Origin of the sequence: Odoribacter splanchnicus DSM 20712 (assembly GCF_000190535.1) — a bacterium.
Lineage (GTDB): Bacteria > Bacteroidota > Bacteroidia > Bacteroidales > Marinifilaceae > Odoribacter > Odoribacter splanchnicus.
The window spans coordinates 2,320,009-2,343,005 of sequence record NC_015160.1; the positions used below are offsets into that span (position 1 = coordinate 2,320,009).

Sequence of the window (22,997 nt, forward strand, 5' to 3'; positions counted from 1 at the left end):
AAATCGTAAATTATTTATAGAGCAAGCTCTTGGTAAAGCTTCTCATATACTGATTGAAGAAAGTCTCGAACAACTTCTCGGAAAAAGCAACCTGATATCCTCCGTCCTTCGGTTGTATGACGAAAGCATCCGTATGATCTCCTACTTTTATTTCAAGGCCTTTATCCAACAATTCTTTGTATTTGGTCGCCACAAACTGTTGGAATTTTTCTTTCTCTTCCTCAGACAAAATCAATTCCAGGTTCAGGTTTCCGGAAGCTACGTCCCATTTTTTCAGAATAGCGACAATCATTTCCTGCACGAATGCTTCGTCTTTAAAACCTGCCTTAGCGATATTTCCTGCCACTTCACCGGATATCAGGGAAGTGATCGACTGTTTCAAAGCAGTAATCGCCTGACGTGCGCTCAAAGTCATCTCTGATTCAGCCTTTTTTTTCATATTTTCGACTTCGGTTGCTGCTCCGGCTTTTATTCCCTTTGCCTGTTCCTCAGCCTCTGCAATCAATTTTGCTGCTTTTTCCTTTGCTTGAGCGATTATTTTTTCAGCTTCCTGATTCGCCTTATCGACCCCCTCTTCATACAGCTTTTTAGTTAAGACATCTAATTTGTTTTCCATATATCTCATTTTTAGTTTCGGACATTCTTTCTAAGTACAAGTATTTCACCGACTTAACAATCATTTTATCAATAACACAAGCCTTATGCCAATTTTCAAATTTGATGGCTCCAAATTAATGTTTTTACATTTAATAACAAACAAATCATTCGAATTAAAACGATTTAAATTAACGATTACCACTTTTCTTCCTATTTTACTCTAAATTTTAAATCAATTTTTACGTCGTTCCGGATTCCTTTGTTTTAAAGAATTAATTTCTATTATTTTGCTTTCTATTAATTTTTATTCCTATGCTCGATCACAAATACAAAGTTTTTTATCATCTGGCTCAAACTCCCAACACCACAAAAGTAGCTGAAGAGTTATTACTATCCCAGCCAGCAATTTCTAAAAATATAAAAGAATTGGAAAAAGAACTGGGTATTACCCTCTTCAACCGGATAAAAGGTCGGATGCAACTCACCGAAGCCGGACAGTATCTGTACTCGGAAATTGAAATTTTAGTTCGGAAGGAACGGGAAATAAATTTCAGAATCGATAAAATGAAACATACTTTTACAGGCACACTTCACATTGGAGCCAGTACCACTTTATCCCAATATGTCCTTCCGGAGACGTTGGTCCGATTCAAAAATGCCTCACCGCAAATGGCTATTTCTTTGATGAGCGGAAATACGGCACAGATCGAACAGGAAATTGTAACAGGTAATCTCATGTCGCTTTTATAGAGGGTACCCCGACACAACCGGACCTCCATTATATACCTTTTCTCCGGGATGAGATTGTATTGGTCACCGGAGCAGAAACAAAAATCCCGGAACACATTTCTCCGGAACAATTCCCCCAACTCCCATTCGTTTTGCGTGAACAGGGTTCCGGTACCTACCACGTCATCCGCAATCAGCTCGCACAGGCCGGAATAGCCATAAACACACTAAATTGTCAGCTCGTTTTAGGTAGTACGGAAGGAATCAAACATTATTTACTTCATTCAAACTGTTTTGCTCTGCTTTCGATTTATAGTATCCGCGAAGAAGTGGCCGCCGGGAAATTAAAAATCATCGATATCGACGAACTGAATATCAACCGGATGTTTTATATCATTCACCGGCAAGGTGAACCCGATCCCTATGCCAAACAATTCATCGAATTCTCTCTCCGGCAAAAATTTTAGTAAACATACCCCAGGAATAAAACAAAGCGTACCGATGTAGATATAATTAATTTTGACGGAAATAATTTTATTTGCATTTTTGAATAGAAATTCTGATGTGGTAAATCTTTAAGATCGGATCATGAAATACGATATTTTTATCAGTTACAGACGTAAAGGGGGATACGAAACAGCGAAACACCTCTATGATTTATTTTCTAAAGACGGCTATCGGGTGAGCTTCGATTTGGATACCCTTCGGAACGGAGATTTCGATCAGGCACTTCTGAAACGTATCGACCAGTGTTCCGATTTCATTTTAATACTGAGCAAAGGGGCTTTCGCCAGAACACTCGATCCGGCCTTTAATCCACGACAAGACTGGTTACGAATAGAGTTAGCTTACGCTTTGAAAAAACAGAAAAATATCATCCCCATCCTGCTCGAAGGGTTCGAGGGTTTTCCAGAAAATCTTCCGGCAGATATCAAAGATGTAGCAAAGAAAAACGGACCTCAATATAATCAATATTACTTCGACGAATTTTACAAAAAACTAAAAACCGATTTTTTAGAGACCCGTAAATCCCGCTTCTTTTCTTTAAAAACAATTTTGATCCTATCAGCTCTTATTTTATGTGCCGGAGGGATTTGGTGGTACCTGCAAGAGGTTTCCGGGAAACAGTGTATCCTCTCAAAAAATAACACGATAAATAAATCGGATACCCTTAAAACCGAATCACCGGATAGCCCCGCAACTCCTTTGACTTCGGGAAAAGAGAAAAAAGATCCAGCCACCCCGGAGCAAAACACAAAAAAATCGCAGGATGTACAGCCGGTTACAAGTGTAAAATTACCGGATTGGATGTTCGCCCCGACACAAAAATTCATCGGAATCGCTCCTGCAAGCCTGCCTGCCCGGGGAGCAAAAGAATTTGCTGTAGCAACCGCCGCTTATCAATGGGTGATAGCACAAGGCAAACCCATCTCGGGACGTGATACCACAATAGAGTCTGCGGATGTTAAAAAATCACATTTTCATCTTTTTACCCCTCAAATCGCTTTTGAATATAAGATAGAGCATGAAACGCAATTAAGCAGTGGGGAAAGAGTATTCGAAATTGTTTTTTTTAATTCAAAAAGGAACCCGAATACATTGCAAGTGTTTTCAAGTATAATTGATGAGAAAAATAATTTTGAACAGACAATAAAAATAAATTACACCGGTTTTGAACAGATAAAAACTTATGAATTCAATATCGTCGACGAAGATGGCAATAAACTTGCCCGTTCTTATCTCAATAATACCGAATTGAAGTCTCCCCAGACAACGGTCTACACAAACGCCGGTAACTTTTTAGTCCCCTCCCGTTCTTCACAACAGGGACATATTGTAAACCTAAAGCTCGAAGATTATCATTCGTTAAGCAAAGCCTGGGAATACGGTATATTTTCATATCTCTTTCTTTCTCCTACAGGAATAATACCTTGTCAGATAAAATCTATCAGCCGCAGCGATGGAAGTAATATTACAGTCGCAGCTTATAACGATGATTATAGTTTACCTTCCAGTATGAGTTGTAAAGGAGTCAAAAATAATGTACTGGCCATTTCATACGAACATAATGAACAAAAGGTAGCAGAGTTTATAAAAGAAGACTCGATAAAAAAAGCAATTGCTAATGATTTGAAGGAAATAGAAAATTTAGATATAAAATAAATCCGGCACTAACAGGAAAGAAAAAACAGAGACTCTTCAAAGCCGGTAGTCCGACTTTGAAGATCATCTCTGTCACAGGGTTATTTGAGTTTTAGTCCATCCCCATCAAGATCACACCGAAGTTAAAGCTGAAAGTCTGGATTTCAGGTACTCTTCCGTGAGCAGCTTTGGTACCGTAATTATACCGGGCTCCCACATTGAAAGCAAACTGGTCGTTAATCGGGATATACATCCCTACCTCCGGAGCCAATGCAAACTGCCAGCGGGAGATCGTAGAAGCAAACTGTCCTACTTCCAGTCGTCTCTCGGTCCAGCTGGTACCGATACCCAAGCCGACAAAAGGTCTGACAGCCGTCGTATTATCTGTAAAATAATAACGGCCGATAGCTAACATAGGCACCGTATTGATATAACGATACTGATTCCCGGTAATCGTATATACATTACTATTTCCATTGAATCTGAAATTTCCGGGAGTGTGTTTTTTATCTTTGTAAAAGACATCCCAGCCAATAGCTGCACCGATAGAGAATTGATCTCCTAAAAACTGGTGATATTCGATATCGAATCCGCGGAAACTAGCTTTATCCGTAAAATCTTTTACCTGGTTCATCGGCAGACTAATCTGATAGTTAAGATTAAGCATCTGAGCTTTCAGGAAAGGGCTCAGGCCGAAAAGGCATATGGCAATTATTAATAGTTTTTTCATAATTCATGTATTTTTATAAATCGATATATTTCTGTTATAGATAGCGGTCCCTCCGTTATCATTTGTTCGGAGTCGTGGCTTTCTTCAAATAAGGCGACTGGATAAAGCACTGATCGATTTGTGATTCTACACGATTCAGAACGAAAGAATTGGATCCCTGAAGCAAACCGTCTGCGATACCCGTCCAAACAACATTTACTTTATCGTCATTCCGTTTAGCCGTAGAAACCATTTCCACCACCACAGAACCTGTTCTGTAAGAGTAAACACTAACCGGATACCAAGGATAGTAAGGATTGAAAGGACCACCCCACCAGCCACCCCAGTACCAATTCCAGTTGTTGTACCAGTTGTCGACGAAATAAGCATAGTTGACATTAGAAAAAGCAGATACGGTCACGATAAAGCTGGGTAAATCTTCGGCAGGAGTAGTTGCTGTCGGATCAGCTACTTTTTCGTATCCCATAGCTACGAAATTATCGGTCACAGCTTTGATGACAGCATCATCAAATTCATGTGAAGGTTTGCCGGCACTATTGTCATTCGCAAAATAAACGACCGTGTCAGGAATCGAAAAGGTGGTGAAAGCACTGAAATCAGCACCTTTGTCGTAGTTTGTAATGGCAACATCATAGTCTTCAATGTTATCTGCGCCTTCCGGGTAACATGAAACTACCAGCTGCGCAAACAAACCGGTGAGCAATAAAATTAATAAACGTTTCATACTTAGTTTGTTTTTAGTTTAACAAATGTTCTCTATCAATTACCGCGTGGTATTGGTAACAATAATTTTCATTATTGTACCGGGTTATACGTTGGCTTTTTAAAATAGTTTTAGGATTTAAAAATTGGAAGAGAAAAGCCCCATTTTGTTAAAAAGGGATACAAAAAGAGCTTAAAACGGCTATAATCCGGCAGTTTCAAGCTTTATCATCTATTTAAAAGTCCGAATCGGAACTTACTATTTCAAAAGGATAAGATTTTTTAGGAAATATTTATTCCGGTTCGGTAGCCAGAATAGACTTGTAGCCATAAGTTTTAGCAATATTCATCACTCTGACTACTTGTTCGATAGGAACCGATTTTTCGGCTTCAATAGAAATACAAGGATCGTCGCTATTTTTCAATAGCTCGACAATCTTCCCTTCTAGCCGGGAAAAAGGAGTGACTTTCGTATTGAGATAAAAATTCAGGTTCTTATCGATAGAGACCACCACAGCCGGACGATTGGAGGTTTGATGTGTGCTTTTGGGCAGTAATAATTTTAAAGCATTGGGATTAATCAAGGTGGAAGTGACCATAAAAAAGATCAGCAATAAAAATACAATGTCGGTCATGGACGACATATTGAAATTAGGATTTGCTTTTCTGGATCTTTTAATTGCCATAGATATCGCTTTATTTATTCTCCTTCTCGTTTTTCACCTCATAAATGACCTCCATAAAATCAGCACTGGCCGTCTCCATTTTAGTGACAATATGATCGATTTTGGCTGTAAGGGCATTGTAGGCAAAATAAGCTATAATGCCGACGATTAAACCGGCGACTGTAGTAATCATCGCCGTATAGATACCTCTGGACAACAGGGTAATATTGATATTGTTTCCAGCCATAGCCATATCGTAAAAGGCTTGTACCATACCGACGACAGTCCCCAGAAACCCGATCATCGGTGCCATTCCGGCACAGGTTGCCAGAGTGGATAATCCTTTTTCCATTCCGGCTACTTCAAGATTTGCGGCACTTTCCACAATAGCTCTCAATTCAGTAACCGGCAGACGATAATGAAGAAGCCCCTTAACCAACATACGCGACATCGGCGTATTTTCCTCATTACATACCGTTACCGCTCCACGAATATTGCCGGCAAAAATACAATCCCTGATTTTATCCGGGAAAGTATCGCTGATTCGTGTATACTTACGGAGTAACATATATCTTTCACAAAAAATATAAACCGCAATAATAGACAGGATGAAAATCGGTATCATCAACCATCCTCCCTTGACGATCATACTCCACAAACTCAATTCAGGCTCAGCAGCCTGCGGGACAGCCGTCGCTGCCAGTATTATCAAATTATTCATCGTTTCAGATTTTTCGACGCGAAGATAATGGTTTTGGACTAAAAAATGGAAAATAGATGCAATTTTAATGAATCTTATTATCTTTGTCCTATCATTTAAACAATGAGGGATGTGGTGTCCCTCGAGCATGATTTTTAATAAAATAAAAAGCTATGAAAAAATTTGTAACAAGAGCAATCATTATTGCTTTAATCGGTTCTACAGGAATTCTATCGGGTTGTTATGGACCTTTCCGTCTGACCACAAAATTACATCAGTGGAACGGTAATGTTTCTAACAAGAAATTCGTCAATGAATTGGTATTCTTGGGATTATGTATCTTACCTGCTTATGGATTGTGTACTTTGGGGGATGTATTGATTTTCAACTCTATTGAATTCTGGGGTGGCCAGAACCCGATCACCATGAAAGACGGTCAGATCGACGAGTCTGAATTCATGCACGAAGGCAAAATGTACAAAGTGATCAAATCAAAAAATAATATGACAGTTGCTTTGAAAGATACCGATGTGAAAGTGGATTTCCGATATTTCCCGGAAGAAAGTACCTGGTACCAGATGAACGGAAACGAAAAAGTTCAGGTAGTGAAATTGAAAGGTAAAAAAGTATATACCTATCTTCCGAACGACAAAGTACTGGTATTCGATGAAAATTCCGTGAATACAGTCGAATCAGAAGTCATGGCAGCTCGTTAAGAAGCTCTGAAATAATTTATAAAAATGGCCTCCTTGCAGGCCATTTTTTTATGCCCGCCATTTTATCGGTCTAACACCACTTCATTTATCCTGTGCCGGTATTTTATAATAAATAGTTATACCTTATAACTATTTCGATTCTGTCAGATCCGGAAATAATTCGTTCTTTTGCAGCAAATAAAATCGATAATTTAATTTAGAGTAATGAAATTAAGTGAAAAGAGAGGCAATATGCTTCATGGAATTTTGTTAATAGCCTTGTTTTCCTGTGCAGCCTTTTACATCAGCGATTTGTCTTTTGTAAAAAGTCTATCTTTCAGTCCTTTGATTGTAGGTATCATTTTAGGTATGCTGTATGCCAACAGTCTGCGGAATCGTTTACCGGAAACCTGGGTACCCGGTATCCTGTTCTGTTCGAAGCAAATTCTGCGATTAGGTATCATATTGTATGGTTTCAAATTGACTTTCCAGGACGTGATGGCAGTCGGCTTACCCGCCATCCTGATCGATATCATCGTCGTAACGGTGACCATTTGTGGCGGTGTACTGATCGGGAAATGGATGAAAATGGAAAAAGAGATTACTTTACTCACTTCGGTCGGTAGTGCTATCTGCGGAGCCGCTGCTATCTTAGGAGCCGAATCGACCATTAAAAGCAAACCTTACCAAACCGCTGTCGCCATTTCAACCGTGGTGATTTTCGGTACGATTTCCATGTTTTTGTATCCGGTACTTTACCGGAATGGGATTGTCGACCTGACACCGGATCAGATGGGGATCTATACCGGTTCGACTCTACACGAAGTGGCGCACGTCGTAGGTGCAGGAAATGCCATGGGTAAAGAGATTTCCGATGTCGGCATTATCGTTAAGATGATCCGTGTTATTATGCTGGTACCTGCTTTATTAGTGATCGGCTATTTCGTTGCCAGAGCCAGTGTACAAAAAATAAATCAGCACCAACCGGCCGAAGGCGGAAAATCGAAAATAACGATTCCCTGGTTTGCCTTAGGTTTTTTAGCAGTCATCGGTTTCAATTCATTCGATCTGCTACCTCAACCGGCAATCAGCTTTATCAACGATTTCGACACATTTCTATTGACCATGGCCATGACTGCCCTCGGTGCCGAAACCAGTATCGAAAAATTTAAAAAAGCAGGTGTCAAACCATTCCTATTAGCCTCTTTTTTATACATTTGGTTATTGGCAGGCGGCTATTTGCTGGTTCGTTATATCACCCCCTATTTCGTGTAAAAGGTGATCACTCCTCGCCTGTGAACCGGTACTACATAAAAATACCCGATTTTACGAAATGGTAAAGTCGGGTATTTGTTTTATACATCCTTATTTTTACAATTCATCGGAAATACTGAAATCTTTATTTGCAAACAGTTCAGCCAAGCCGGACACCTGTTTCAAACGCAATAGTTCATCTTTATCCATACCGATATTCTTCAATATCCATTGATCCGACATACCGGCTTTAGTTAATTCGGCAACAATATGGCTCATCAACTCTACATTATGAGTTCCTCGGGCCCGGTTATGCCGGATCGTAGATACCATCCGGTTCGAGATATCTTTTTCAATGACGGCGACGGGCAACAATCCTTTCTCCCGTTCATATATCCGGGCAGATTTTTTTAAAACCAGGTAACGGTGATAACCGTCGACCAGTTCATACTGGTCTTTATCGGGAAGATAATAACATACACAGGGCATAGTATAGCCATCCTCCCAAATGGATAATTCCAATAGTTTCATTTCAGGAGGTGCGACAACATTGGGATTATAATTATTGGCGACCACCTTTTCTACAGGTACTGCGATGATCTTATATACCGGGCTTTGATACTCTTTCATTACAAAATAACTTATAATATTTCTTCATGATTTGCTCACGCCTTTCCTGCTCTACTTTCGAGGCAGAAAAACCCATGTATTTACAAATATGGTCATTCTTTAAAATACAAAGACAGAATCTTTTATACGTCGGCAATTCTTTAAATTCGGATAGCTCGATATCATCCAGATATTCCATTCGTACAGGCCTTTTGTTCGTCCTGTAATTGCTTTTTTCTCCTACTGTAATCGGCACCCCGGCACGCCGTAATTTCTCGATCGTAGACTCGGCCAGACACCCTCCTTTTTCTCTCCAGAATTTTATACTGACCTTCAATTTGCTCAAGTAATTCTGTCGTATATTTTCAGGAAGTGTACCCAATAAAAATTGCATATAGCTGGCCCAGGTATACCCTTCCGGCAAAGTAATTTTTTGTCGGTATCCGACTGCCGTAGTGGTACTGTAAATCGCAGTAAAATTGATTCCATTCACCCGATTGATCATACGTCCCCACATATCAGGATCAATAGCCCGGTATAGATTCAGGCTTTCCCGGGCTTCCGATATGAATGGACTGGCTACCCTTTGCTTTTCCAAAGGCACTCCTGCCTGATAATAAAGATCGTAAAGATGGTTATAAGCCCAATTAAATTTTCCATTGGCAATCCATATATCCCTCGTCAACCAATCGTATATCGGATAAGCATTGTAAACACCGGTATCCAACCTTCTCACCCATTTCAATCCTTTGAAACGATAAGCGTCTCTCCCATTCAGGACACGCCAGCGATTCAGACTTTCCTGGGTTCGGATTCCCACCAGGCAACAAGTCCGTTTGGCTTTTTTGTACCGATGTAACCAACGGGCAAAATTACGCTGAAAATCATAGTCCCACATCCGTCTGGAAAAAAAAGGAAAATCCTTACGTGTATAAGCCCCCTCAGGTATGGATCTCACCCAACAATCTTTCTTTTCTTCATCCCAGGGACGCCAAAACTTTTGAAACATGGAAGTACAGGTCGATACCTTGAAAGGTACACATACCCGATATACTTCGAAAATATCGCTATTCGACGCCAAAACTTCATCTACATAACGAATCGTTTCTCCGTATTGTATTTCATAATCTAAATGAAAAACACCGATTTTACGCCCCGGACAATGTTTCCGGATATAATCGGTACATAATTGTAATAATACACCACTATCCTTACCACCTGAGAAAGACACATATATATTATCGAAATGTCCGAATATTTTTTCTAATCGTATTTGTGCCTGTTCATATACATTCAGAGGGTTTCTTGTTGTCGGTGTTCCATTTTTGCATATAATTTCCATGGCCTGATTATAGAAAAGCCATTCGCTGCAAACACAGATAAATGGCGAGAGTGAGTAACAGATTGCAATTTATATTGTCCGGCATAATGACGAATGACCTCCCGCAATAAAGCTGCCAATAGGTCCGGATCGTCTTTATCGATGTAATAATTATTGATTACAGCATATTTGTCTTTTATTTCTACCGGCATAAAACCAACAACACGCTCTTCCTCGATAGCTATAAACCAAATATGATGCATAGAGGTTTTAAATGGATAATTATTATTTTCCCGGAGAATACAAGGTTTCATAACCAAAGGTGCAACAAGACGATATAAACGCTCCGTCGTACCTCCTAATTTTTCTATTTCCATAAATTAAAATTTATCGTTACGATAAATAACACCACTAAAACTCCAGCTCTATCACCATGATTACGCTTTACAAGATTCGATATTAATTTTTCAGGATCAATACCGAGTAAAATTTATATTAAACCAGCAAAACCGATTTTTCACAAAATTATAAAATAGCAGTACAATTTCAAAAAAAATGAGAAGTACTATTGATAAAATTTGAATTGTAGTGTATAGAGGAAGTAATGATCCGATAGGATTTCAAGGAGTACTCGTCCTGTAGGTGACAATCTTTTTATACCGATTTGCTTATATAGCCGGAAAAATAATCATTTCAACAACATATACTATTCCCAAAACAATGAAAGAAGCATTCCAAACCACAAAATAATCCTTTTTTAATTACAGAAATCACAGAGGCAGGGTTGAATTTCCTTCCTTTTGCAATCTCTGTAACTACAAAAAATATTTTCTATCCTCTCTGACGTACCACTTCAAAAAGCAACACTGCTGCTGCAGCGGAAACATTCAGGGATTCGATCTGACCTTTTTGTGGGATTTTAATACAATCGGTCGCAATATTGATCAACTCCTCATCGATCCCCTTATCTTCCGATCCCATAATAATTGCTGTAGGCAAAGTCAGGTCTGCACCAGTATAAAACTTTTCTGCTTTCTCGGTAGCAGCATATACCCGAATGCCCCGTTGGAATTTCAATTCGCGGACCACTCTCTTTAAATTCAATACCCGGCACACCGGCACATGATATAAAGCACCGGCAGAGGTCTTCAAAGCATCTGAAGAAATTTTAGCCGAATTTTTATTGGGAATGATCACCACATCCACTCCGGCACATTCTGCACTCCGGACAATCGCTCCGAAATTACGGACATCGGTTACCCGGTCCAGGATCAATACAAAAGGTACCCGTCCCGCCGCTTCGACGCCATCCAACACTTCTGTCAGATCCTGATAGGGAACAGGTGATATTTCAGCCAGTACCCCCTGATGATTCCGATCGGCGAAAGGCTTAAAAACATCTTCCGGCACATACTGGAAAGGAATATTCCGTTCCCGGATCAAACTGAACAACTGCTGAAACAACTCGCCTCGTACGCCCTGTTTCAACATTACCTTATCTATCTCCTTTTCCTGCTGAATCGCTTCAATCACAGCCCGGATCCCGAATATACATTCCTGTTTATATTTTGCCATATCCCGCCTTTTATTTTATATTTTTAATAACCTTCTTCTCTCCCTCTATATTCATAACCTTTAGCTTTTAGCCTCCAGCTTTTTACCTTTTACTTTTCACCTCTTCCTCTTCCTCCGTCGCTTTCTCCCATTCTGTCATCGCTTCTTCCAGTTCTTTTTGTGTCTCTCCGTATTTTTTCAACAACTCATCGTTCACCACTCCCGCAGCCATCTGTTTTTCTAAAGCAGCCACTTCACTTTCCAGTTCCGTGACCCGTTGTTCGGCCCTCTCTACCCGTTGTTCAGCCTTACGGATTTCCTTATTCAACTGTTTTCTTTCTTCAAAAGACAGTTTATTCTCACTCACTTCCCGCTCGGCTTCATCATTAGAAATTCCATTGCCTTTGGGTTTATGCAATTGTTCATATTCCCGGAAACAAGCAATCTTCTTGGCTGCCAGAAAGTCGGTTATCCCTCCTAAATATTCCTTGATATGCTGGTTAGCGAACTCATATACTTTATCCGCTAAACCGGTCAGGAAATCACGGTCATGAGATACGACAATCACTGTACCTTCGAACTTTCTGAGCGCTTCCTTCAAAATATCCTTTGTCCGCATATCCAGGTGATTCGTCGGCTCATCGAGAATCAAAAGATTATAGGGCTCCAGTAATAAACGTACCATCGCCAAACGAGTACGTTCTCCTCCCGACAATACTTTTACTTTTTTGTCAACCTCCTCTCCGGAAAACAAAAAGGCTCCCAAAATATCCCGGATTTTCTTACGGATCTCCCCTTCGGCTACCCGATCGACCGTATCCAGGACAGAAACTTCAGGATCCAACAAATCAGCCTGATTCTGAGCAAAATATCCGATATTGACATGATGTCCGATCTTCAATTCTCCCTCGAAAGGAATCTCGTTCATGATCATCTTGACCAGGGTAGATTTACCTTCTCCATTCTTACCGACAAAAGCTATTTTTTCTCCCCGCTTGATATCCAACTGAATACCTTTCAATACCACATGATCACCATAAGCTTTCGTCAACTCCTTACCCGTCAGGACAATTTCTCCCGACCGGACAGCCGGCTGGAACCGCACTGTAATACGGGCCATATCTTCTTCCTCGACCTCTATCCGCTCCAATTTTTCCAACTGTTTGATCCGCGATTGCACCTGAACGGATTTTGTCGCCTTATACCGGAAACGCTCTATAAAATCTTCTGTATCCTTAATCTGCTTCTGCTGGTTTTGATAAGCCCGCATCTGCTGTTCGATCCGTTCTTTATGCAATTGCTCGAACTGAGAATAAGCCACTTTATAATCATACACTTTCCCCAAAGAAATCTCAAGCGTCCGGGTGGTCACATTATCCAAAAAAGCACGGTCATGCGACACCAGGACTACAGCCCCGGAATAAGTCTGCAAAAAAGATTCCAGCCAGGAAATAGATTCTATATCCAAATGATTGGTCGGCTCATCGAGTAAAAAAATATCAGGACGTGCCAATAATATTTTAGCCAATTCGATACGCATACGCCATCCCCCACTAAATTCCTCACAATTACGGTCGAGGTCTTCCGGTTTAAACCCCAGGCCCTTCAAGACAACCTCTACCTCACGGTCGATATTATTCTCCCCCCGTATCGCCAACAATTCCGTTTTCTCATGAATCTTATCCAAAAGTTTCATGTAAGCTTCCGACTCATAATCTTCCCTCCCAGCCAACTCCAGATTCAATCGCTCCACTTCATCCTTCAAGGCAAACAAATCGGCAAAAGCCTTTTCAGCCTCTTTGCGGACGGTATTTCCATCCGTATATACTTTGGTCTGGGGTAAATATCCGATCTTTATATCCGAAGCCATCGAAATATTCCCTTCAGACGGCATTTGTAAACCTGCTAACATCTTCAGTGTCGTCGATTTCCCTGCTCCATTCCTTCCCGTCAAACCGATCCGGTCTTTCTTATTGATCAGAAATGAAACAGAATCCAATAAATAGAATCCTCCGAATACAACACTTACATTATTAACTGAAATCATAAAATCATAAACTAAGTCCACCGCAAAGATAGGGTGAAAAAAATCCCCAAACCTGTTTTTTGTCATGTTTTTTACGCAAAAACTTTCTTATTTTTGACCAACTTAAAAGATTTTTCTTACAACCAATAAAACTAATTCACTATGCCTAAAGGAGTTTACAAATTACCAAACATTACCAATGAACCGATAAAAAGTTATGCTCCGGGATCTCCCGAACGCGCAGCATTAAAAGAAAAATTAAACGAGATCCATAATCAGGTAGTCGACATCCCGATGATCATCGGTGGCAAAGAAATCCGGACCGATAAACTGGCCGACATTCGTCCGCCTCATGATCACCAGCATTTATTAGGGCATTATCACCAAGGAGATGCCTCCCATGTACAATTAGCTATCGACGCTGCAATGAAAGCAAAACCGGCTTGGGAAAAGATGAACTGGGAAAGCCGGGCTGCTATTTTTCTGAAAGCGGCAGAGCTGATTGCCGGTCCTTACCGTCAGATTTTAAATGCCGTGACGATGTTGGGACAATCCAAGAATGCTTTTCAGGCAGAGATCGACTGTGTTTGTGAATTGGCTGATTTCTATCGTTTCAATGTTAAAAATATGTACGATCTTTATCATATGCAACCCAACTCGTCGGCAGGCATCTGGGATCGTACGGTATGGCGCCCGTTAGAAGGTTTCGTATTTGCCCTGACTCCGTTCAATTTCACTTCTATTGCCGGTAATTTGCCGGGAGCTCCTGCTTTAATGGGAAATGTTTGTGTATGGAAACCTTCGAAAACTGCAGTCTATTCAGCTTATATCGTCATGAAAATATTACAGGAAGCCGGTCTGCCCGACGGTGTGATCAACTTGGTATACTGTTCAGGCCCGACAGCTTCAGACGTAATATTCAGCAATAAGGACTTTGCCGGTATTCATTTCACCGGTTCTACCGGAGTATTCAATGACATCTGGGCTACTATCGTTAAAAACATCGGTAAATATCGTTCTTATCCACGTATCGTCGGTGAAACCGGAGGTAAAGATTATGTTTTTGCCGACCCGACAGCTAAAGCACTACCGGTAGCGACAGCTTTAATCCGGGGAGCCTTTGAATATCAGGGACAAAAATGTTCTGCCGCTTCACGCGCTTACATTCCTTCCAACATCTGGCCGGAAGTAAAAGCTTTGATGCAGGCAGATTTGAATAAAATCAAAACCGGAGGAGTCGAAGATTTCAGTAACTTCGTCAATGCTGTGATAGATGAAGCTTCTTTCGACAAACTGGCCAAAGCAATCGATGATGCGCAAGCTTCGCCCGATGCCGAAGTGATCCTGGGAGGCAAATACGATAAATCCAAAGGCTACTTTATTTACCCGACTGTTATCCAAGCCAAGAAACCGGACTATATTACGATGCGCGAAGAATTGTTCGGTCCGGTATTGACGATCTACGTATACGAACCCGATCAAATAGAGGAAACGCTCGACCTGCTGGATGCCGGTTCAGCTTATGCCTTGACCGGAGCTATTTTCTCCAACGACAGAGCTAACATCGAAAAATTGACCGAACGCCTGACACATACAGCCGGCAATTTCTACATCAACGACAAACCTACCGGAGCTGTCGTCGACCAGCAACCTTTCGGCGGCGGCCGGGCTTCCGGAACCAACGATAAAGCCGGATCCGTGTTCAACCTGCTGAGATGGGTATCTCCACAATGTATCAAAGAAACCTTCATCCCCGCAACCAACTACATGTATCCGAATTTTTTGGAAAGCTAAAAAGGCTATAAGCTAAAGGCTAGGCCCATCCCCTACCTTTAGCTTTTTTTATCGCCTAACTTTATCGGTTTACTTCAACCCCATTATTTTTTACCTTTATTTCTTAGCCTTCCTGTCTCTTAGCTTTTCTCTTTCCTACCTTAACCTCTCGCTCTTAACCTCCCCCCTTACCTCCTTGCCCTTAGCCTTTAGCTTCCCACCTTTGGCTTTTTCAGCCTTCCCGCTTTTTTTTACCTTTTACCTTTCACCTTTTACCTTTTTAACCCTATCTTTGTTCGTTTATCTTAACCAACTTATCATGGCAGGAATAAAAAGTTTAGCCAAGGACACGGCCATTTATGGTATGAGCAGCATCATCGGGAAATTTTTAAACTGGTGTCTGACTCCTTTGTATACCTACTTGCTTGTCCCGGCCGAATACGGGATTGTCGTTTACTTGTATGCCTGGATCGGTACCATGCTCGTACTTCTGACTTACGGTCTGGAAACCGGTTTTTTCCGGTATGCCAACGACTCTTCTAAAGGAGATCCCCAAACCGTATACTCCACTTGTATGACTTCGCTCGGGATCACGACCTGTCTGTTTCTGATCTTGGTTTTCAGCTTCTTATCCCCCATATCGGGAGCATTACAATACGGGCAGCACCAAGATTACATCGGGATGATCGCCATAATCATCGCCCTGGATGTTTTCAGTGCCCTTCCCTTTGCCTATTTGCGTTACCGCTTACGTCCCCTCCGTTTTGCTTTCCTGAAATTATTGAATATCGCACTCACTATCATTTTCAATTTATTTTTTCTGGTAGTTTGTCCGGTCATTTATAAAAATCATCCCGACTTGATCTCCTGGTTTTACCGGCCTGATTATGGAGCGGGGTATATTTTGGTTTCCAATGTGATCGCTTCCTTCGTATTGTTGTTGTTGCTGACTCCTGAAATATTCAGGATACGCTGGCATTTCGACTGGCGGTTGTTAAAAGAAATCCTGCATTACTCTTTCCCGCTATTGATTCTGGGATTAGCAGGTATCATGAACCAAAATCTGGATAAAATCCTATATCCTTATCTATTGTCCGACCCCCAGGTTGCTGCCGATCAATTGGGAATATACGGAGCCAACGTCAAAATCGCAGTAGTCATGATCATGTTCACCCAAGCCTTCCGTTATGCATACGAACCTTTTATTTTTGCCAAAACCAAAGGAGAAGATAAACGTACAACTTATGCCATGGCGATGAAATACTTTGTCATCGTAGATTTACTCATTTTTCTAGGAGTTATGTTCTACCTGGACATTATCCGGTATTTCATCGATCCCCGTTATTTTGTCGGTTTAAGAGTAGTACCGATTATTATGTTGGCAGAATTGTTTTCAGGTATATTTTTCAATCTTTCGCTGTGGTACAAACTCACGGACCGTACCCAGTGGGGGGTATATTTTTCTTTGATCGGTCTGGTCATTATCGTGGTCCTCAACGTTCTGTTCGTACCGAAATTCGGTTATATCGCATGTGCCTGGGCTGCTTTTGCCTGTTATTTTGTGATGATGTTTCTTTCCTGGCTGGTGGGGCAAAAATATTATCCCATCCATTACGATCTGAAATCCATCGGAAAATATTTGTTTTTGGCTTTGGTGCTATATGGCATTGCCGTCAGTGTCCCTATCGAAAACATGTTGCTGCGTTTGGGGTTCCGGACCATCCTGTTATTTATCTATCTGATTTATCTGATCAGGCACGACCTGCCGTTGAATCAGATTCCCTATCTCAACAAACTGATTTCTAAAAAACAAAAGTAATCACTTCTATTTTTCATTTATAATGGCTTTTATTGATGTATTGGAACAATTCCGGAATTATCTGAAAGGCATTCTGGACTCTTCGAACGAAAGGGAAAATGAGGCGGAGACCATCGACAATATCCGTAAAGGAATCAATTTCAAAGGCAGTAACCTTTGGGTATTGATTTTTGCCATCTTTATCGCTTCCCTGGGACTCAATGTAAATTCCACGGCAGTGATCATCGGTGCCATGTTGATCTCCCCTTTAATGGGACCGATCATGGGTATCGGCTTAGGGGTCGGAATCAACGACTTTGAATTGATCAAAACCTCTTTCCGGAATCTGGCTATCGCCACTATTTTCGGTATCCTGACTTCCACCCTTTATTTCCTGATCTCTCCACTCAACGAAGCCCGTTCCGAGCTATTAGCCCGGACCACTCCTACCATCTACGATGTGCTTATTGCTTTCTTCGGCGGACTGGCCGGCATCGTCGCTTCAAGCACGCGTCTGAAAGGAAATGTGATCCCCGGTGTAGCCATCGCTACCGCTTTGATGCCTCCCCTCTGTACTGCGGGATTCGGTATCGCCAGTGGTAACCTGACTTATTTTTTCGGAGCTTTTTACCTCTATATGATCAACTCTGTCTTTATCGCCTTCGCCACCACGCTGGGAGTCAAACTCATGCATTTTTCTAAAAAGACTTTTGTAGATCCCGTACGGGGCAAGAAAGTACAGCAGATCGTTTACACCATCATTTTTGTGACTATGGTACCCAGTATCTACATCACTTACAACATGATCAAAACCAATATCTTCGAAACAAACGCCAACCGTTTTATCACCAATGAAATCAATTTTCCGAATACTTTCGTAGTCAATAAGCACATCCTGCAAGACAGTATTTCCGTCACCTTGATCGGTAAGGAAGTGCCCGAAGACTACCTGGCGATATTACGTCAAAAACTATCCCAATACAAACTGGAAGGTACTCGTCTATCGGTTCTCCAGGGACTGACACAGGAAAAAGAAAAAGGACAAAAAGATGAGCTGGATAACATGATCCTACAGGATTTTTACAAGCACAATCAAAATAAAGTATTACGGCAAGAGAACGAAATCATCCGCCTGCGGGCTCAATTGAACAGTTATTCCAATTACGATTCCCTGGGCCTGAAAATTACCCCCGAGATCAAAATTCTATTTCCCAAGGTGGAAACGATCGGCTTATCGAAAATGATCAGGAATCGGATTGCAACTTCACAATCCGACACCCTGACAGTAGCGATTCTATCCTACACACAAAGGCTGACGCCAGAAGAAAAGCAGCAATTACACGCCTGGCTTACTACCCGGCTAAATGTCGGGAAGCTGGAAATCGTTACGGAAAATCAGTAACAGCTTATTTCCGCGGCACCCATTTCATCTCTTCACATCCCGAATCGTATGCTATTTTACGTGCCAGGATAAATAAATAGTCCGATAATCGGTTCACATACTTCATCACCGACCCGTCTACCTCAGTCTCTGCGGCCAGATCCAGTATCCGCCGTTCTGCACGCCGGCAGATCGTCCGCGCCATGTGACAAAACGAAACACACTGATTACCACCCGGCAACACGAAGTATTTCATCGGAGGAACTTCGGCATCCATCCGGTCGATGCCATTTTCCAGTAATGCAATATCTTCTTCCGTCACACCAATAGGCACCTTCAGATTGGCCGACGCCTCAGGATCAGTGGCCAAATTCCCTCCCACATCGAACAAGCGGGACTGAATCTCCACCAATTCTTCTGCAATCACCTGCTCCAAAGGAAAAGAACGGATCATGCCTAAAAAACTATTCAATTCATCGATCGTACCATAAGATTCCAAACGTGCACTATTCTTCGGTACTCTCTTTCCTCCAATCAGGGAAGTCATTCCTTTATCACCGGTTTTTGTATAAATTTTCATGACAATTTTCTTTAGTTATCTCTCTCTGGTTACCTGCCAAATTCTCAGTTCTTCAAAATTTAGTAGTGCCTCATAATATCTAACTTTAAATCAAACCATTATCCATCCCCCTCTTCTTTTTACGTCTTATCCGCCGTCACTGTTTTATCCGTTATCCCTCTATATCATCAAACAATACCTCCCCTCCTGGATCTTATCGTCAAAAAATAAAATCCCATACCACATCATATCTACCGATACAGTTGCTTTTTCAAGCCATTGGTGCCACAGACGGGCATGTATTCCCTTCTTGTGAATATCGGCAATAACGATACATTTCTGCGGGTGATTTTGCAACATTCCGGCAAAAGTCGTTTCATCCAGTGGAAACTGCCGACCGATATAAATGAAATCGGCAGATTGCAATGTATCCAATTGATTAACACTAATCTCGACATCACAAACTTCCTGCAAATACCGACAAAGGATATCGGCATTTTTTCCCAGGCAAATCATCCGATGTACCCGAAGCGAACGTACCAAACGGGATAATAAGCGGAAAATTTTTCTCTCCCGATGATTCAAACAATTTTCTCTCTCCAACCTCTCGGGATATTGAAATTGTTTCTCCCGATCCCGGATAACATTTAAAATTAAATTAAACATAAAAGGGGAATGCACTCCATATCCCCGTTTATGTCTAAACCGGACAGCATGTTTTATCCGCTCTTTCAGATAGCCCATTTTTCTATGAATTACAGTCGTTTCAAAGATTTGAATAAAATCTGATCAGACAAAAGTAGTGCATTTTTTCCAATTTCATTTTTAGGCTCATGAAAAACGTTGTAACTTTGAAACGGTAAAGAAAACACCACAATTTACATGTGCCGTTTCCGACCGATTAATTTAAAACTTTGTAACACGATTCATGGAACTTGCAGGATTGAATATCAAATTTCTACCCGGTGTCGGTGAAAAGAAAGCTGCCGTGCTCTATGAGGAACTTCAGGTGCAGAGTTATGAGGATATGCTCTACCATGTCCCTTTCAAATACATCGACCGGAGTAAAATCTATTCCATCGCAGAATTGAACGGACGTCTGCCTTATATTCAGATCAAGGCTAAAATCCGTAATCTGAAAACCATCGGTGAAGGCAAAGCCTTGCGTATGACTGCAACGGCTTATGACGAGACAGGAACCCTGGAATTAGTCTGGTTCAAAGGATTTAAATTCCTGACCAACCAAATCGAACCCGACAAAGAATACCTGATTTTCGGACAACCTTCCGAATTCAACCACAAGCTGAATATTGTACATCCTGAAATCGACAGCTTTGAAAAAGCTTCCCAACTGTTGGTCGGTTTTCAAGCCGTCTATCCGACCACCGAAAAGATGAAAAAGGCTTTCCTAAACTCCAAAGCGATCAGCAAAATTCAGGATTCCATTTTTAAAACCATCAAAGGGAAAATCTCAGAGACCCTGCCAGCCTGGTTTATTCAGCAACACAAACTCATGTATCTGCATGAGGCTCTCTATAATATCCATTTCCCGGAAAATCCGGACATGCTGCGTAAAGCTTTATTCCGACTGAAATTTGAGGAACTATTTTACATCCAGCTGAATATCCTGAAACTCAAATACAAACGCAAAACTTATTTTAAAGGTCATGAGTTCAAAACGATCGGTGAATATTTCAACACATTCTATCATCGATACCTACCTTTCGAACTGACCGATGCACAAAAACGGGTGATTAAAGAAATCCGTCAGGATTGCGGCAGTGGGAAACAGATGAACCGGCTGTTGCAGGGAGATGTAGGCAGCGGTAAAACCCTGGTGGCTGTGATGTGTATGCTGATGGCGCTGGACAATTGTTGCCAGACCTGTCTGATGGCTCCCACCGAGATTCTGGCCACCCAACATTATGAAACGATCCAGGGCATGCTGGGAGAAATGGGGATCACCGTAGCTTTACTCACAGGATCGACTAAAAAACGCGAGCGGGAAGAAATTCACCGGGGCTTACAGGACGGTAGCCTGCAAATTCTGATCGGTACCCATGCTTTGCTCGAAGATGTGGTGTCTTTTCAGAATATCGGCCTGGTAATCATCGACGAGCAACACCGTTTCGGTGTAGCCCAACGTGCCAAACTCTGGCAAAAAAATACCATTCCTCCCCACGTACTGGTGATGACAGCCACCCCTATTCCCCGTACATTAGCTATGACTTTATATGGTGACCTCGATGTGTCGGTAATCGACGAACTTCCTCCGGGACGTAAACCCATTACTACTTTTCATGCTTTCGATAAAAAACGATTGGAAGTATTTCAGTTTATTGAAAAAGAACTGCTCAAAGGACGGCAGGCTTATGTGGTATATCCCTTGATCTATGAGTCGGAAAAAATGGATTTCCGGAATTTGGAAGAAGGCTACGAACAAATCAACAATTACTTCCTTCCCAAAGGATATAAAGTAGGCATGGTTCACGGTAAACTCAAACCGGCTGAAAAAGATTCGGAAATGCGCCGTTTTGTCACCGCAGAAACCAAAATACTGGTATCGACGACAGTCATCGAAGTGGGGGTAAACGTTCCCAATGCTTCTATTATGGTCATTGAAAGTGCCGAACGTTTCGGATTGTCACAGCTCCATCAGTTACGGGGACGGGTAGGCCGCGGCGCTGACCAATCGTATTGTATTCTAATGACTTCCTATAAGATTTCCAACGACTCCCGGAAACGCATCGATACCATGACCGCTACCAACGACGGTTTTGAAATCGCCGAAGCCGACCTGAAATTGCGTGGTCCCGGAGATATCGAAGGAACCCAACAAAGTGGCCTCACCTGCAGTCTAAAGGTGGCTAATCTGGGTAAAGACACCTTGATCCTCAACGAAGCAACCCGAATCGCCAACGGCATCCTGTCCGAAGATGCCGATTTGATCAAGGAAGAAAACCAACTCTTCGCCATCCAAATCAAACGCCTGTTCAAAACCCGCATTACCTGGAGGTATATTTCCTAGAGTGAAAACCTTTCCCACCCGATATCGTAAATACCGACAAATAACCATAAAAAGAAATGCAATGAAAAAATTTATCACACGGGCGGCAGTAGTTATTCTGATCGGAGGAATGTCGGTAGCTATCGGCGGATGTTACGGTCCTTTCCGTTTAACAAGCAAATTACACCATTGGAATGGACAAGTCTCTCAAAAGAAATTTGTCAATGAGTTGGTATTTTTAGGCATGTGTATCATTCCCGCTTACGAAATCTGTATTTTGGGAGACGGTTTGATCTTCAACTCCATCGAATGGTGGGGAGGCCGGAATCCGATCAGCATGAAAGACGGGCAACAGGAAGAAGTGAAGTTCGCCTATGAAGGCCAGGAGTACAAGGTGACAAAAACCAAGGACCAAATGACCATAGCCCTTGTAAACAGCGACCAGAAAGTCGATTTCAGGTATTTTCCGGAAGAAAAATCCTGGTATCAGATGAATGGGGAAAACAAAGTAAAAGTGGTTGAAATGAAAGGTAAACAAGTATATACTTACCTTCCGAATGCCAAAACCCTCGTCTTCGACGAAAGCAACATGGAAGAAGTCGAAACACAGGTGATGTCAGCCAGATAAATTACACAAGGGGGATGAAATCCGATCCAAAGGTTTTCATCCCAATATTCCTCATCAGTCCCATACCTTTTGTAACTTTTACTCCCCCAATATCTCCCCTGTACTTTATCATATTTACACTTATAAA

At 41.6% G+C, this 22,997-nt stretch carries 22 protein-coding genes; 10 read left to right on the top strand and 12 right to left on the bottom strand.

Annotated elements, in window-relative coordinates:
- Positions 1-10: 10 nt before the first annotated feature.
- Entirely contained in the window at positions 11-616 is a 606-nt protein-coding gene (locus ODOSP_RS09700) for an ATP synthase subunit E (protein WP_013612143.1), read from the bottom strand.
- Between the two features lie 293 nt (positions 617-909).
- Here ODOSP_RS09700 and ODOSP_RS20415 point away from each other — a divergent pair, with 293 nt between their 5' ends.
- The 3 genes from ODOSP_RS20415 to ODOSP_RS09710 all read left to right on the top strand — a co-directional run bounded on the left by ODOSP_RS20415 (position 910) and on the right by ODOSP_RS09710 (position 3,489).
- Entirely contained in the window at positions 910-1,347 is a 438-nt protein-coding gene (locus ODOSP_RS20415; protein ID WP_262496239.1) for a LysR family transcriptional regulator, read from the top strand.
- 32 nt (positions 1,348-1,379) lie between these two features.
- Positions 1,380-1,793, top strand: coding sequence for a LysR substrate-binding domain-containing protein (locus ODOSP_RS20420; protein ID WP_262496258.1), 414 nt, complete (start codon positions 1,380-1,382; stop codon positions 1,791-1,793).
- Positions 1,794-1,914: 121 nt separating this feature from the next.
- Positions 1,915-3,489, top strand: a complete 1,575-nt coding sequence (locus ODOSP_RS09710) for a TIR domain-containing protein (RefSeq protein WP_013612144.1) — start codon at positions 1,915-1,917, stop codon at positions 3,487-3,489.
- 91 nt (positions 3,490-3,580) lie between these two features.
- On the opposite strand, the gene ODOSP_RS09715 is transcribed toward ODOSP_RS09710, so the two are convergent.
- The 4 genes from ODOSP_RS09715 to ODOSP_RS09730 all read right to left on the bottom strand — a co-directional run bounded on the left by ODOSP_RS09715 (position 3,581) and on the right by ODOSP_RS09730 (position 6,286).
- A complete protein-coding gene (locus tag ODOSP_RS09715; RefSeq protein WP_013612145.1) occupies positions 3,581-4,198 on the bottom strand; it encodes an outer membrane beta-barrel protein in 618 nt (205 codons plus the stop codon).
- A 58-nt stretch (positions 4,199-4,256) separates the two neighbouring features.
- Positions 4,257-4,922, bottom strand: a complete 666-nt coding sequence (locus ODOSP_RS09720) for a DUF4136 domain-containing protein (RefSeq protein ID WP_013612146.1) — start codon at positions 4,920-4,922, stop codon at positions 4,257-4,259.
- A gap of 271 nt (positions 4,923-5,193) precedes the next feature.
- Positions 5,194-5,586, bottom strand: coding sequence for an ExbD/TolR family protein (locus ODOSP_RS09725; RefSeq protein ID WP_013612147.1), 393 nt, complete (start codon positions 5,584-5,586; stop codon positions 5,194-5,196).
- 10 nt (positions 5,587-5,596) lie between these two features.
- Positions 5,597-6,286, bottom strand: a complete 690-nt coding sequence (locus ODOSP_RS09730; protein WP_041556653.1) for a MotA/TolQ/ExbB proton channel family protein — start codon at positions 6,284-6,286, stop codon at positions 5,597-5,599.
- A 152-nt stretch (positions 6,287-6,438) separates the two neighbouring features.
- Between ODOSP_RS09730 and ODOSP_RS09735 the strand changes: the two genes are divergently transcribed.
- Positions 6,439-6,981 (top strand): DUF3332 domain-containing protein, encoded by a 543-nt coding sequence (locus tag ODOSP_RS09735; protein WP_013612149.1) that lies wholly within the window; start codon positions 6,439-6,441, stop codon positions 6,979-6,981.
- Positions 6,982-7,212: 231 nt separating this feature from the next.
- Positions 7,213-8,235 carry a YeiH family protein gene (locus ODOSP_RS09740; protein ID WP_041556655.1) on the top strand — a complete coding sequence of 341 codons (1,023 nt, stop codon included), beginning with the start codon at positions 7,213-7,215 and terminating at the stop codon, positions 8,233-8,235.
- A gap of 96 nt (positions 8,236-8,331) precedes the next feature.
- On the opposite strand, the gene ODOSP_RS09745 is transcribed toward ODOSP_RS09740, so the two are convergent.
- The 5 genes from ODOSP_RS09745 to abc-f form a co-directional block, all read right to left on the bottom strand.
- Complete coding sequence (locus ODOSP_RS09745) at positions 8,332-8,844, bottom strand: IbrB-like domain-containing protein (protein ID WP_013612151.1); 513 nt, start codon at positions 8,842-8,844, stop codon at positions 8,332-8,334.
- Positions 8,816-10,165, bottom strand: coding sequence for a DUF3440 domain-containing protein (locus tag ODOSP_RS09750; protein ID WP_013612152.1), 1,350 nt, complete (start codon positions 10,163-10,165; stop codon positions 8,816-8,818). The genes ODOSP_RS09745 and ODOSP_RS09750 overlap by 29 nt, the downstream gene beginning before the upstream one ends.
- Positions 10,117-10,521, bottom strand: coding sequence for a hypothetical protein (locus ODOSP_RS09755; RefSeq protein WP_013612153.1), 405 nt, complete (start codon positions 10,519-10,521; stop codon positions 10,117-10,119). Before ODOSP_RS09755 ends, ODOSP_RS09750 begins: the two co-directional genes overlap by 49 nt.
- 454 nt (positions 10,522-10,975) lie before the next feature.
- Positions 10,976-11,719 carry a 23S rRNA (guanosine(2251)-2'-O)-methyltransferase RlmB gene (gene rlmB, locus ODOSP_RS09760; RefSeq protein ID WP_013612154.1) on the bottom strand — a complete coding sequence of 248 codons (744 nt, stop codon included), beginning with the start codon at positions 11,717-11,719 and terminating at the stop codon, positions 10,976-10,978.
- Between the two features lie 82 nt (positions 11,720-11,801).
- Complete coding sequence (gene abc-f / locus ODOSP_RS09765; protein WP_041557306.1) at positions 11,802-13,745, bottom strand: ribosomal protection-like ABC-F family protein; 1,944 nt, start codon at positions 13,743-13,745, stop codon at positions 11,802-11,804.
- Positions 13,746-13,886: 141 nt separating this feature from the next.
- On the opposite strand from abc-f, the gene pruA reads away from it, so the two are divergent.
- The 3 genes from pruA (at position 13,887) to ODOSP_RS09780 (ending at position 18,697) form a co-directional block, all read left to right on the top strand.
- A complete protein-coding gene (pruA, locus tag ODOSP_RS09770; RefSeq protein WP_013612156.1) occupies positions 13,887-15,518 on the top strand; it encodes an L-glutamate gamma-semialdehyde dehydrogenase in 1,632 nt (543 codons plus the stop codon).
- Between the two features lie 298 nt (positions 15,519-15,816).
- Positions 15,817-17,316 carry a lipopolysaccharide biosynthesis protein gene (locus ODOSP_RS09775; protein WP_013612157.1) on the top strand — a complete coding sequence of 500 codons (1,500 nt, stop codon included), beginning with the start codon at positions 15,817-15,819 and terminating at the stop codon, positions 17,314-17,316.
- 22 nt (positions 17,317-17,338) lie between these two features.
- Positions 17,339-18,697 carry a DUF389 domain-containing protein gene (locus tag ODOSP_RS09780; RefSeq protein WP_013612158.1) on the top strand — a complete coding sequence of 453 codons (1,359 nt, stop codon included), beginning with the start codon at positions 17,339-17,341 and terminating at the stop codon, positions 18,695-18,697.
- Between the two features lie 4 nt (positions 18,698-18,701).
- Here the strand turns inward: ODOSP_RS09780 and ODOSP_RS09785 are convergent, their stop codons facing one another.
- Positions 18,702-19,256 (bottom strand): cob(I)yrinic acid a,c-diamide adenosyltransferase, encoded by a 555-nt coding sequence (locus ODOSP_RS09785; protein ID WP_013612159.1) that lies wholly within the window; start codon positions 19,254-19,256, stop codon positions 18,702-18,704.
- Between the two features lie 159 nt (positions 19,257-19,415).
- Positions 19,416-19,979, bottom strand: coding sequence for a hypothetical protein (locus ODOSP_RS18800; RefSeq protein WP_013612160.1), 564 nt, complete (start codon positions 19,977-19,979; stop codon positions 19,416-19,418).
- A 184-nt stretch (positions 19,980-20,163) separates the two neighbouring features.
- Between ODOSP_RS18800 and recG the strand changes: the two genes are divergently transcribed.
- The gene (recG, locus tag ODOSP_RS09795; RefSeq protein ID WP_013612161.1) at positions 20,164-22,263 is read left to right on the top strand and encodes an ATP-dependent DNA helicase RecG; all 2,100 of its coding nucleotides are present in this window, start codon (positions 20,164-20,166) and stop codon (positions 22,261-22,263) included.
- Between the two features lie 61 nt (positions 22,264-22,324).
- Positions 22,325-22,870 (top strand): DUF3332 domain-containing protein, encoded by a 546-nt coding sequence (locus tag ODOSP_RS09800; RefSeq protein ID WP_013612162.1) that lies wholly within the window; start codon positions 22,325-22,327, stop codon positions 22,868-22,870.
- Positions 22,871-22,997 lie beyond the last annotated feature (127 nt).